The following is a 13320-nucleotide window of genomic DNA, read 5'->3' as shown; positions in this document are numbered from 1 at the left end:
TAGTATTTGAATCTTGCCACATGTTGTATAAATCAATTTCTTAAAAAAGGTTATTACCATGGATAAATTTGTGACATCGTTTTCGTCATTGTATGCGATTTCGCATTGGTTAACGCGCGGTAAATTACTCATTTTGCTACCGCTGATATTGATGTCGACCTATGCGAGTGCTGGAGCTGGCCCAACCAGTGATTTCAGCTTACGAGATGCAAAAGGGCAGCTGTTTACCTTAAGTGAGCATAAGGGAAAACCTATAGTGCTGCACTTTTGGGCGACTTGGTGCCCCTATTGTAAAAAGTTACAACCAGAACTTGAACGCTTAAGGCTGGAAAATAAACAGACTGATTTGGTTATGATGGCGATAAGCTTTAATGAGGATGAAGGGGCGACACCCGCGCAGTCGTTAACTGACCGTGGCATAGGCATGCCGACACTTATTCTGGGTGATGCGGTTGCAAAACAATACGGCGTTACGGGTACACCGACAACAATATTTATCGATAGAAAAGGTGATGTGGTTTGGACAACCCGGATTTCCGATCCTGATTCGCCACAGTTATCAAAAGCCCTTGGGTATTTATTGGAGATTGATGACTCACAATAATATTAAGGTAGATGTTAATGTCATTTATAATACGACACCTAATGGCATGACTCATTATAACTAGCCGCGATATGAGCTTGGTGAATTCTGCATTGATAAGGGGAATTCCCTTGCTTGTTCGCGCAGGTAATCCATTCCAGCTAAAAAACCTGAGAACATTTTCAAAGCAATAAATTGGCCCTGTGTGTTTGTATGGTATTGGTCTCCTTGTTTAATAAGCGCACCAGCAGATAGCAGGTAAGTCATTTCTATAGGGAAAGCTTGCCATAAACTATAGCCAGTATGGTTTTTTAATAGCTTATTATCTAACACGCCATGTCCCATCATCATCATTAAATGATGTTGTAACAGTGCTTTTTTCTCTAATGGTTTGGTATAGCAAGTGCCAGTATGACCCGCATTGATACGATTGATATAATCGGGAATATCAAAGCTTGAAATGCGAAACTGTTCACCAAAACGACCAAATGCTCCCGATCCTACGCCAAAACAGTCTTCACCATCTAATACATATTTATTTTTTACCGGTTTGCCATAGTTTCGGCTAAAAGTCCAAGGAAACTCCATAACATAGTGCTCAGACATTGCTTTTTTGACAGCTAAAAACTGTGGCCATAATTCGTTGGCTTGACCCGCTAGGCAAGCCGCCTTTTTACTATTTTTACCAATACCGATTGTTAGTGGATAAGTGGTAATTTGATCTGGATGTAAGCGAATAGTTTGCGCTAAATCGTTGGCAATGGTTTCAGGTGTTTGTATGTTAAAGCCATACATCATGTCTACATTAACCGTTGGAATAACCTCAATGGCTCGGCTGACATACTCAGCTTGTTGTAAACCACTGCCAAATTTTTCAAATCGTCCGCTGGCTTTTAATATCTTATCATCAAAGCTTTGTATGCCAATAGACATGCGGTCGACTAGCCCTTTTAGTAAGTGTGGATTGCCCTCTTTAAAATAGATTGGGTCGCTCTCACATGATACTTCACGTACCGAGGTTAATGATTTTATCATCTCGATAGTGTTAATCAGTTCATCTTCTAAAATAGTCGTCGTGCCACCGCCAATATAAACCCGGTTAAAGCGATAACCTTGGGTGAGTACTGCGCGTATTTCTTGCCTTAGAGCTTGAAAATACTCCCTGGCAATATGTTCGTTAAATTTGACTTTATGGAACGAACAAAAACGACAAAGGGTATGGCAAAAAGGAATATGGATATAAAGGGTTTCAATTGGGGACTGAGGCACATTATGTGGCTGTAACTCATCAAGAGTGACAGCATTTTTAAGGCTTAATGAATGCTTTATCGTGTGTTCCATAACCCAATCAAGGCTTGTTGTTGCTAGATTCAATCTTAAGGATGAGAAAGAATTTTTCATGGTGAGCCCTTAATCTTTAGATGTAATAAAATAGTGCTAATCCCCATTCCTGAAAACAATCAACCCTGTTCATACCGTTAGATTAAATTAACTGATAAAGAGAAACTGTCGCCCTACGCATGAAAAGAGCTGCATTTATTGATTAAGCTTTCTTTATCGGTAAAGCTTGAGGTACATCACGTATTACTCGCCTTACGTGGGTGTTTTTTATGATCCAATTTATCTTGGCAATAATCTTTGATCACTTAATTCTTGCTAGAAAATTTAGAGGTTGCCTGTCATAAGGGATTTTATGTTCACAAATAAGCGAGATATTTGATGTTGTTCATAGATTTTGTATCTTCTTTTTCACATCACAATTAAATATTGAAATCGATTGTTATTGTGGTATTTTTGGGAATAGTTATTTCTATTATTAAAACAATTTAGTTGGAGTGAGTCATGCAGTATCGTTGGCAAATTGCACTTTCAGCGGGCTTATTAGCCGCTTTATGGGCAGGAGTTGCAGATGTATTCCAGCTAGTGACCTGGATTGGGTTTTTAGGTTGCAGTACCTTTTTTGCTCAAACCGAAAGCGGCTTTAAAGGCATGTTAATGGCAATGAGTACTAACTTGTCAGGTGTTTTCTGGGGGTGGCTGATTATCGTCGGCAGCACTTTTTTTGGCTCACCCATTATCAGTTACGCACTAACGGGAATTGTCACCAGCCTGATGTGTTTACAAGCCAGCCATAAACGTCTTGCCTTCATCCCCGGTGCATTTATTGGTTGCTGTATTACTTTTGCGATGAACGCTGATATCGCTGCGATAGTGCCTCCATTAGCTATTGGTGCTGTACTGGGATATAGCATGAGCTTGCTGACTGAGCGGTTAATTACCTTTACACAAAATAGACAAAGTATAACGCCACAGGTGACCATTGTTAGCGACAATGCAGCAAAAGAGCTGTAGTCATGGTTAATACAATAAATGCAGTCAAAACAGTAAATACTGGCTGCATTTACCCTTGTGATAATAACCATATTTTCAATTTAGATTACTTGCCTTAAAAATAGATTTAGTCTAATTCCAATTCCAACTCCTGTTACAGATTAACGATTCAAAACCGCTTCTGAAGTTTTATCACCCTGACATTTTCATACGCTGTTGATTTTCTATGGTTGTTTTTCGGTTGCCGTGAAGCAAGTATTTTAGTCTATACTCTAAAAAATAACTCACTTTGTACGCTAGTTACTTTAGCGTTCTCTATGACGTTGCATAAATCCTCCAATAAAAATTATAAAGGATGCTTTATGAAGTATATGACTGCACTTCAGGATTCGAAAAGGTTACCAAGGAACGCTTCAATAGCCTTTCATCTGGCCGCTTTGTTCACATTTTTTATCTACGCTTTGTATCGTTTGACCCATGATGACTTGTTTTTGTTTACCCTTTTCTCGTTAGCCTTGTTACCGATATTGATTTCATTGGTACTTGAGATCAAGCATCGTGGGACTATATTACACAAACAAATTACCTTAATATTAGTGTGTATTACGATTGCAATATCTTGTTATTCTTTAGGTTATAAATCGTTAATCTATGTTTTTCCAACAATCTTTATTTTTTTCTTTATCTTTAATTTTAAAAACGCATCCTTCATCAGTAGTTTTTACGTGTTAACCTGTTTGATCGCTGCGCTCAATATTGAAACTTACTCCCTTGTATGGCGCTTTGGGGTGGCAATGTTCGATTGCATTATTTTTGCGGCGATATTTGCTTACATCATTGCAAAACAAAAGGCTGCGCTTATTTATTTGGCTACCACAGACGAGTTAACTGGCGCATTAAATAGAAAAAATTTAGCCACCAGTTTAAGTAGCAGTATTGAATCGTTTAAGCATACAGGAACGGATACTAGTCTGTTATTAATCGATATCGATCATTTTAAAACGGTTAATGACACCTACGGCCATTTAGTGGGCGATAAGCTACTGACGCAGTTCAGTGAGGTGATAAAGCATTTACTTCCCGCCGAGGCTAAGCTGTTTCGTTTTGGTGGAGAAGAGTTTTTAGTTCAATATGAAGATTGTGATTTGCAAAAAGCATTGGAGATGGCTCAAAGGCTAAAGCAAGCGGTTTACCAAACCGACTTTGACGGCGTACCTGTGAATGTGTCCTGCAGTATAGGGGTGGCTGAATTGCGTATTAATGATTCGTTAGAGGAATGGTTAAAGCAAAGTGATATTGCACTTTATGCTGCTAAAAAATCAGGACGAAATCGAGTTGTGTCGCGATTGGATAAATAGAGGGAAATAGCCATTTTAAGCGGTTTGCAAGCCATTAAAACCATTCTATAACACTGCTGATAGGGTTATATAATGGTATTAAATTAAGCTCGTCAAAGTAAGGTGTTGATATTATTTTGACTTTAAACAAGCCGCAAGGTTAATAATATATCTTTTAACTATGTGTGAATCACTTTTTATAGCAGAGTCGAAAACCCCACCATTGCAGATAATTGCCCGTTCGGAGGCTAAATTAGATTCATAACAATGAATGTGTAGTTCACTGTTGCCCATTGAATGGAGCTTTTCAATAGAGAGTTTCATTAACAGAATACCTAAACCTGCGCCTCTTTTAGATGGCCGAATACTTAAACCAATATGGCCACCACAATGCTTAATTTGAGGGTTTAGATGATGACGCAAATTAGTCACACCCACTATTTCATTGTGATGAATTAGCCAGAATGTACTACTAGGAACATAGCCGCAGGGCAGGTTTATGCCTTCTGAGAAATGTTTGATTTTAATCAAATAGGCGGTGAAATCTTGATAATCAAAATCTAATACGAAAGGATAGCGCTCTTCATTGCCCAATTCGTTGATGTAACCATGATAGCTTTGCAGATATTCGAGGCTTGGTAAAACTAAATTCATATCGATTTGATGCTCTAAAGATTGATTTCATTAGTGTTGCTAATAAAAAAGCACACTTCTCTGTAAGTGCGCTTTTAAGTTTGTTCAGTATTTATCTTATAGACTAAAACACCATTTCAGGCACATGCTCAGGCACAACTAATTTACCTGCCGTTTTAGCGATAATCTCTTTTACCGATACACCAGGTGCACGCTCAAGTAAGTAGAATGCGCCGTCTTTGATTTCGATAAAGGCTAAGTCGGTCATTACACGCTTAATACAGCCGTAACCCGTTAACGGTAGCTCACATAAAGGCAATAACTTAGAGTTACCGTGTTTGTCTGCATGCATCATGGTGACGATGATATTTTCAGCGCCAGCCACTAAATCCATTGCGCCGCCCATGCCTTTAATGAGCTTACCTGGGATCATCCAAGAGGCGATGGAGCCATTGACATCAACTTCAAATGCACCCAGTACCGTTAAATCGACATGCCCACCGCGGATCATGGCAAAGCTCTCTGCTGATGAGAAAAATGATGCACCATCAACAGCGGTCACGGTTTGTTTACCGGCGTTGATTAAATCAGCATCGATAGCGTCTTCGGTTGGAAATGGTCCCATGCCTAATAAACCATTTTCAGATTGCAGCATTACCTGCATGCCCTGTGGAATATAGTTAGCCACAAGGGTAGGAATACCAATACCTAGGTTGACGTAAAAGCCGTCTTGCATTTCTTTTGCTACACGTTGAGCAAGTTGTTCTCTGGTTAAAGCCATGTGCTTGCTCTCCTTTATTTAGCAGTTGCTTGGGTGACGGTACGTTGCTCAATGCGTTTTTCAAAGCTGGCTTTGATCACGCGATCAACATAAATCCCTGGGGTATGAATATGGTTAGGGTCAAGCTCGCCTGGCTGAACAATTTCTTCAGCTTCAACCACGGTAATTTTACCTGCAGTGGCCATCATAGGGTTAAAGTTAGCAGCCGTTTTACGGAATACTAAATTACCCATAGTGTCTGCTTTCCAGGCACGTACTAACGCAAAGTCTGCGGTAAGTGATTCTTCTAACACATAATGTCGGCCTTTGATTTCGCGGGTTTCTTTACCGTCTGCAATGGGTGTGCCGTAACCTGTTGCGGTGAAAAAAGCAGGAATACCAGCACCACCGGCGCGAATCTTTTCGGCCAAAGTACCTTGTGGGGTTAAAATGACGTTCAATTCACCTGACAACATTTGTTGTTCAAAGGTGGCATTTTCGCCGACGTAAGACGCTATCATGGTGGCAATTTGGCGTTGTTTGAGTAACAAACCTAAACCGAAATCATCTACCCCAGCATTGTTTGAAATAGCGGTTAACCCCGTCACGCCTAATTTAACCATATGGTTAATTAAGCCTTCAGGAATACCACACAAACCAAACCCGCCAACCATTAAGGTCATGTTATCTGTCAGCCCAGCTAGCGCTTCGTCATAGCTGTGAACGACTTTATTGAAACCTGCCATTGTGCTGTCCTTTTCTCGTTATTATGTTTAATAGATGCTGAGTATTATTTGAGTCAGCAGCTTAAAATAAGTTCGTTGCCCATCTAAATTAGGCTAATGCATTAGCGACTTTTGAGGCACTTTTACGGCCAATAATTTGGCTGATATTATTACCCGCTATAGCAAGCATGTTTAGGTCGATACCTGTCTCAATCCCCATACCATGAAGCATGTAAACTAAGTCTTCAGTCGCTAAGTTTCCTGAGGCGCCCTTAGCATAAGGACATCCGCCCAACCCCGCGACAGATGCATCAAAACTGGTAACCCCCATGTCTAAGCAGGCTAAAATATTAGCCAATGCTTGTCCGTAGGTGTCGTGAAAGTGCAGTGCAAGCTTGTTTACAGGTACGACACTCGCCACCGCTTCTACCATTTTACGGGCATTTGATGGTGTGCCAATACCTATGGTGTCACCCAGTGAAATCTCATAACAGCCCATTTTGTAAAGAATTTCAGACACTCGGGCGACTTCATTGACATCGATGTGACCTTCATAGGGGCAACCAAGTACGCATGAGACATAACCACGCACAGCAATATTGTGCTGTTTTGCTTGTTGCATCAATGGCATAAAGCGCTCAATTGACTCATCAATTGAGCAATTAATATTTTTCTGACTGAAGCTCTCTGAAGCGGCGCCAAATATTGCCACCTCATCGGCGCCAGAGGCTAGCGCGAGCTCAAAACCTTTCAGATTTGGGGTTAAGGCGCTGTAAGTTACACCTTTTACCCGTGACATTTGGCTAAATATGTCACCTGAGTCAGCCATTTGTGGCACCCATTTAGGTGACACAAAGCTGCCCGCTTCAATGCGAGTTATGCCCGCTGCTGCCAAGTCTGCAATAAGCTGCAGTTTAGCGGCAGTGGACACGGGTACTTCATTTTGTAAACCGTCACGGGCGCCAACTTCAAAAATGCTCACCTTTGATGGCATCATGTTTTAGCTTCCTTTTCAGTTTCCGTAGTCGCTTGCTTGACAGACTCTTCGACATGTAACAGCTGTACGCCATCGCTAACTAACTCACCACTTTGGAAGTAAAACTCGGTGACTACGCCATCAAATGGGGCTTCTATGGTGTACTCCATTTTCATGGCTTCCATCACTAATAGGCCTTGTCCCGCTTTAACGGTTGCGCCCACTTCAACAAGATGAGTCACCACTGTGCCGTTCATTGGCGCTTTTAACTTATCTGCGCTGTTAATGGTTTCATCGGCAACTTGTGCAAGCACTGCGGTAAAGTGGTAACTGCCGCTAGGGAGAAACAAGGTAAAGTCGTCACCATCACAGCTGACAGGCACTTTACTTTTATGGCCATTAATTTCAGCAAACAACACATCACCTTTAATTTGACCGGCTAGTTTTAGCGCCTGGCCATTTAGGCCTAAGTGCAATGCGCTGCCTAAGTCTGTCATCAGTAAGTTTTGCAGTTCATGTTTTTCATCAAGTAGGGCAACATGATGAATGCTAGCACTGTTTAATCTAAAGCCACTGACTTGCCCCCAGGGAGAATAGGGATCGTTGCTATTAACGGCATTCACTTTTGCTTGTTGCTGACGTAATAGCACCTGATATAAACCGGCGAGGGCAATCGCAGTATCAGATTCACTGCTAGCATCGCCAATTAAAGTATTGCCATAGCGCTCGATAAAGTCGGTACAAAAATCTGCTTTGGCAAACGCGGGGTGTTCAGCAATATTGGCTAAAAACTCAATGTTATGCTTAAGGCCACTTATTTGATATGACTCTAGTGCATTAACTAAGCGATGTAAGGCACGTGGACGAGTTTCATCCCATACAATCAATTTAGCGATCATTGGGTCATAGAAATTACTGATTACATCGTTTTCACGGATGCCTGAGTCAATACGCACATGACGGTTTTGCTCAGGTTCACGTAAAAAATTCAGTTTACCGCTAGCGGGTAAAAACTCATTCTGTGGGTCTTCTGCGTAAATACGCACTTCAAATGAGTGACCATGAATGCGCACTTCATCTTGTTTTAGCGGTAATTCTCCACCACTGGCGACTAGAAGCTGCCATTTTACTAAGTCTTGGCCTGTGACCATTTCTGTCACTGGATGTTCAACTTGTAAACGAGTATTCATTTCCATGAAGTAGAAGCTGTTATCGGTATCAAGTAGAAACTCAACCGTACCTGCGCCTACATAATCAATGGCTTTGGCAGCAGCAACTGCTGCTTCACCCATTTGAACACGAAGCTCATCTGACAAACCTGGCGCCGGCGCTTCTTCAACCACTTTTTGGTGACGGCGTTGAATAGAGCAATCACGATCTGATAAATAGATAGCGTTGCCTTTACTGTCGGCAAAAACTTGAACTTCTACATGGCGTGGCTGACGTAAGTAACGCTCCATTAATAATTTATCATTACCAAATGATGAGGTGGCTTCACGACGAGCAGAGCGAATAGCTTCAAGGGTTTCACCGTCATTTTCAACGATGCGCATGCCTTTACCACCACCGCCATATGCAGCCTTAATGAGTAGTGGAAAGCCGACTTGTGTGGCTTGAAAAACTAAATTTTCATCGCTTTGATCATCACCATGATAGCCAGGCACTAATGGCACATTCGCCTTACCCATAATCTGTTTTGCCGCACTTTTACTGCCCATGGCATCAATGGCATCACTACCAGGACCGACAAAAGCAATACCGTTCTGCTCGCACTTACGGGCAAACTCCGCATTTTCAGACAAAAAGCCATAACCTGGGTGAATGGCTTCGGCGCCAGAACGTTTGGCAATATCAATAATCAAATCGGCTTTTAAATATGAATCCGCTGGGGCACTGCCACCCAGGTGATAAGACTCATCCGCCATAGCGACATGAAGGGCATCTTTATCGGCATCAGAATATAAGGCTATGGTACGTACACCCATGGCCTTAGCCGTTTTAATAATACGGCAGGCAATTTCACCACGGTTGGCTATCAGTAATTTAGTAATCATTATTTGGCTCCTTGAGGGACGGCGGCATGTTGCCAAGCCGGAGAGCGTTTTTCGAAAAAGGCATTTAGGCCTTCTTGGCCTTCATCAGAGACTCGAATACGGGCAATCTGTTCACTGGTGTAGCTCAGTGTTGCATCATCAATTACACCGTCTTCTAGTCGAGCCACTAAGGTTTTAACCCATGCCATACCTTGTGGACTGTTCGCTTTAAAGGCGGTAATAAAAGGCGCTGCTGCTGCATCTAGATCATCATCAATGGCGTGAATAACCTGTTGTTTAAGGGCTTCTTTAGCACTAAAACGCTCTGCAGTTAACATATAGCGTCTGGCTTGGCGATTACCCATAGCGCGCACTACATAAGGACTAATCACCGCTGGAATTAAGCCAAGTTTGACTTCGCTTAAACAAAAGCTGGCAGCTTGATTGGCAATCGCGATGTCGCAGCAACAAATTAACCCTAATGCGCCACCAAAGGCTGCTCCATTAACCAGTGCGATACTCGGTTTAGGGAATTTATCAAGCACATGCATCAGTTTGGCAAGTTCATGGGCATCTGTGAGATTTTGCTCGAAATCCATTTTGGCTTGCTTGCGCATCCAATTAAGATCCGCCCCAGCACTGAAGTTTTTTCCATTGGCACGCAGTACCAAAATTTGGCATTCTGATGAATCGGCAAACTGTTCGATGGCGATAATCATTTCATTAATCATCACTTCATCAAACGCATTATGTTTTTCTGCGCGATTTAATATTAACTCACCCACGCCTTGGTTAAGATGACATTGGATGTGTTGAAAATCATTTTTAATCATTTTTTAATGCTCCTATTGATTGAACGCAATTACATGCGGAACACACCAAACTTGGTGTCTTCAATAGGCGCATTTAATGCCGCTGATAACGCTAAACCTACCACATCACGGGTTTGTGCTGGGTCGATAATACCATCGTCCCACAGGCGGGCACTGGCATGGTATGGATGACCTTCTTTGTCATATTGCTCAACAATAGGCTTTCTGAATGCTTGTTCTTCTTCGCTGGTCCATTCAACCCCTTTACGGGCTAAACCATCACGACGAACTGTAGCAAGAACGCCTGCTGCTTGTTCACCGCCCATGACTGAAATGCGCGCGTTTGGCCACATCCACATCATAGTGGGTTCAAATGCTCGGCCACACATGCCATAGTTACCTGCGCCATAACTGCCGCCAATAATCACGGTAAATTTAGGCACGTTGGCACAAGATACAGCGGTAACCATTTTGGCACCGTGCTTGGCAATGCCTTCATGTTCGTACTTCTTACCGACCATAAACCCGGTAATGTTCTGTAAGAACAGTAATGGAATTTTACGTTGGCAACATAGCTCAATAAAGTGAGCGCCTTTTTGAGCCGACTCGGAGAACAAAATGCCATTGTTGGCAACAATACCAACAGGGTAACCATGAATGCGGGCAAAGCCACAGACCAATGTTGCACCGTAATTGGCCTTAAACTCGTCAAAGTCTGAATCATCGACGATACGACCAATGACTTCTTTAACATCAAATGGCTTTTTAAGATCGGTTCCGACAATGCCGTAAAGTTCATGAATATCATACTTAGGCGGTTTTACTGGGCTAAGCATGCTGGAAATCGTTTTTTGATGATTTAGGCGCAGTACTGCCCGACGTGCAAGCTCTAATGCATGATCATCGTTTTGAGCTAAGTGATCGGCAACACCGGATATTTTGGTATGCACTTCTGCGCCACCTAATTCTTCCGCTGATACTTCTTCGCCAGTTGCTGCTTTAACTAGAGGAGGCCCAGCTAAAAAGATGGTGCCTTGATCTTTAACAATAATCGATTCATCTGCCATTGCAGGTACATAAGCACCACCTGCGGTACATAAACCCATTACCACGGCAATTTGCGGAATGCCAAGGGCCGACATTTGTGCTTGATTGTAAAAAATACGCCCGAAATGATCGCGGTCTGGAAATACTTCGTCCTGGCGTGGCAAGTTTGCCCCGCCTGAATCAACCAGATAAATACACGGTAAATGACAGCGTTTGGCGATGTCCTGTGCGCGTAAATGCTTTTTCACTGTAATAGGGTAGTAAGTGCCGCCTTTTACTGTGGCGTCGTTAGCAATAATCATACACTCGACGCCGCTTACACGCCCAATACCGGCAATAACACCTGCGGCAGGGACATCTTCATCATAGACTTCAAATGCAGCAAATTGAGCGATTTCTAGAAAAGGAGAACCAGGATCGAGCAGTTTTTCAACTCGGTGACGGGGTAATAATTTTCCACGTGACAGATGACGTTCACACGCCACAGGGCCACCACCTTGTTCAATTTTTGCCAGTTTTTGCTGCAGGTCTTCGACTAACAAAGCCATATCATCATATTTAGCTTTGAATTCATCACTACGAGGATTTATCTTGCTGCTCAGGTGCGTCATGTCAATATCCTTTATTGAGCACAAATAGGGTATTGAGGGGGGAGGGCGTTTACGCCGATTAACTTACCCCTCAAGTGGAAAATTGTTAGCCATACCTATTCACTTTGAACAAGTGTTGATAAGGCTAACGCATTGACCATTATTTAGATTCGTTAAACAGTTCACGGCCGATAAGCATACGGCGAATTTCTGAGGTACCGGCGCCTATTTCATATAGTTTGGCATCACGTAATAAACGGCCTGTGGCATAGTCGTTCACATAGCCATTGCCACCAAGCAGTTGAATGGCATCTAATGCCATTTTAGTGGCTAATTCGGCACTGTACAAAATTGCACCAGCAGCATCTTTACGGGTGGTTTCGCCACGGTCACAAGACTTAGCAACGTTATAAACATAGGATCTTGCTGCGTTCATCCCCGTGTACATGTCAGCAATTTTGCCCTGCACAAGCTGGAATTCACCGATAGATTGACCAAACTGGACGCGCTCGTGAATATAAGGCACCACGATGTCCATACACGCTGCCATAATGCCAAGTGGGCCGCCAGACAGTACGACGCGTTCATAATCTAGGCCGCTCATAAGTACTTTTACGCCATTGTTCAGTCCGCCTAAAATATTTTCTTCTGGCACTTCACAGTCTTCAAACACTAACTCACAGGTATTTGAACCACGCATGCCTAATTTATCTAATTTCTGCGCTTGGCTGAAACCTTTAGAGCCACGTTCTACGATGAAGGCGGTGATACCATGGGCGCCTTTTTCTAAATCAGTTTTGGCATAAATCACATAAGTATGTGCATCTGGACCATTGGTGATCCACATTTTATTGCCATTAAGAATATAACGGTCGCCTTCTTTACGGGCACTGAGCTTCATCGACACTACGTCAGAACCCGCATTAGGCTCACTCATGGCAAGTGCACCAATATGTTCACCACTGACTAATTTGGGCAAATATTTTGCGCGTTGCGCAGCATTACCATTACGGTTGATTTGATTTACACATAAGTTTGAATGCGCGCCATAGCTTAAACCAATAGAGGCTGATGCCCGTGACACTTCTTCCATTGCCACAACATGGGCTAAGTAACCCATGTTTGCACCACCAAATTCCTCTGGCACAGTGACACCAAGCAAGCCCATATCACCCAACTGAGTCCACATGTGATTAGGGAACTCATTGTCATGGTCTACTTGTGCGGCAATGGGGGCAATTTCGTTGCTGGCAAAACTGCGAACTGCGTCGCGCAACATATCAATATCTTCGCCCAAACCGAAATTAAGGCTGCTGTATAAATCGCTCATGGCTTATGTCCTGTTGAATTATTATTTGAGACGCCACGCTATGTTGCGTTTTGGCGTCATTTGCTTGTCTTTTAAAGGCTGCGTTAAACAGCTAAATGGTATTGATGATGCTAATGACCGATTATTCGGTTCTATTTTTACTGGCATTTTTACTAAAATATCA

The 13320-nt window shown here is 42.6% G+C and carries 12 protein-coding genes; 3 read left to right on the top strand and 9 right to left on the bottom strand.

Translation table 11 applies throughout. The annotated features are described in order from the left end of the window. Nucleotides 1-58: 58 nt before the first annotated feature. Nucleotides 59-604 carry a TlpA family protein disulfide reductase gene (locus FJ709_RS12625; RefSeq protein WP_226410387.1) on the top strand — a complete coding sequence of 182 codons (546 nt, stop codon included), beginning with the start codon at nt 59-61 and terminating at the stop codon, nt 602-604. A 60-nt stretch (nt 605-664) separates the two neighbouring features. Here the strand turns inward: FJ709_RS12625 and FJ709_RS12620 are convergent, their stop codons facing one another. After that, the gene (locus FJ709_RS12620) at nt 665-1984 is read right to left on the bottom strand and encodes a coproporphyrinogen III oxidase family protein (protein ID WP_226410386.1); all 1320 of its coding nucleotides are present in this window, start codon (nt 1982-1984) and stop codon (nt 665-667) included. 441 nt (nt 1985-2425) lie between these two features. Here FJ709_RS12620 and FJ709_RS12615 point away from each other — a divergent pair, with 441 nt between their 5' ends. Both FJ709_RS12615 and FJ709_RS12610 read left to right on the top strand, forming a co-directional pair. After that, the gene (locus tag FJ709_RS12615; protein WP_226410385.1) at nt 2426-2935 is read left to right on the top strand and encodes a DUF1097 domain-containing protein; all 510 of its coding nucleotides are present in this window, start codon (nt 2426-2428) and stop codon (nt 2933-2935) included. A gap of 341 nt (nt 2936-3276) precedes the next feature. Then, nucleotides 3277-4272, top strand: a complete 996-nt coding sequence (locus FJ709_RS12610; protein ID WP_226410384.1) for a GGDEF domain-containing protein — start codon at nt 3277-3279, stop codon at nt 4270-4272. Nucleotides 4273-4383: 111 nt separating this feature from the next. Here the strand turns inward: FJ709_RS12610 and FJ709_RS12605 are convergent, their stop codons facing one another. The 8 genes from FJ709_RS12605 to FJ709_RS12570 all read right to left on the bottom strand — a co-directional run bounded on the left by FJ709_RS12605 (nt 4384) and on the right by FJ709_RS12570 (nt 13157). Then, nucleotides 4384-4905: a GNAT family N-acetyltransferase gene (locus FJ709_RS12605; RefSeq protein WP_226410383.1), complete on the bottom strand. Its 522-nt coding sequence runs from the start codon at nt 4903-4905 to the stop codon at nt 4384-4386. Between the two features lie 103 nt (nt 4906-5008). Next, entirely contained in the window at nt 5009-5665 is a 657-nt protein-coding gene (locus FJ709_RS12600) for a 3-oxoacid CoA-transferase subunit B (RefSeq protein WP_226410382.1), read from the bottom strand. 14 nt (nt 5666-5679) lie between these two features. Then, nucleotides 5680-6390, bottom strand: coding sequence for a CoA transferase subunit A (locus tag FJ709_RS12595; protein WP_226410381.1), 711 nt, complete (start codon nt 6388-6390; stop codon nt 5680-5682). Between the two features lie 88 nt (nt 6391-6478). After that, complete coding sequence (locus tag FJ709_RS12590; protein WP_226410380.1) at nt 6479-7366, bottom strand: hydroxymethylglutaryl-CoA lyase; 888 nt, start codon at nt 7364-7366, stop codon at nt 6479-6481. Next, the gene (locus tag FJ709_RS12585) at nt 7363-9399 is read right to left on the bottom strand and encodes an acetyl/propionyl/methylcrotonyl-CoA carboxylase subunit alpha (RefSeq protein WP_226410379.1); all 2037 of its coding nucleotides are present in this window, start codon (nt 9397-9399) and stop codon (nt 7363-7365) included. Before FJ709_RS12585 ends, FJ709_RS12590 begins: the two co-directional genes overlap by 4 nt. Next, entirely contained in the window at nt 9399-10211 is an 813-nt protein-coding gene (locus FJ709_RS12580) for an enoyl-CoA hydratase-related protein (RefSeq protein WP_226410378.1), read from the bottom strand. Before FJ709_RS12580 ends, FJ709_RS12585 begins: the two co-directional genes overlap by 1 nt. 29 nt (nt 10212-10240) lie before the next feature. Continuing rightward, nucleotides 10241-11848: a carboxyl transferase domain-containing protein gene (locus FJ709_RS12575; RefSeq protein WP_226410377.1), complete on the bottom strand. Its 1608-nt coding sequence runs from the start codon at nt 11846-11848 to the stop codon at nt 10241-10243. A gap of 139 nt (nt 11849-11987) precedes the next feature. Then, nucleotides 11988-13157, bottom strand: coding sequence for an isovaleryl-CoA dehydrogenase (locus tag FJ709_RS12570; protein ID WP_226410376.1), 1170 nt, complete (start codon nt 13155-13157; stop codon nt 11988-11990). Between the last annotated feature and the right edge of the window lie 163 nt (nt 13158-13320).

Origin of the sequence: Shewanella glacialimarina (assembly GCF_020511155.1) — a bacterium.
Classification (GTDB): domain Bacteria; phylum Pseudomonadota; class Gammaproteobacteria; order Enterobacterales; family Shewanellaceae; genus Shewanella; species Shewanella glacialimarina.
The sequence above is the reverse complement of the archived record's forward strand: the minus strand, read 5'-3'. Positions and strand labels throughout refer to the sequence as shown.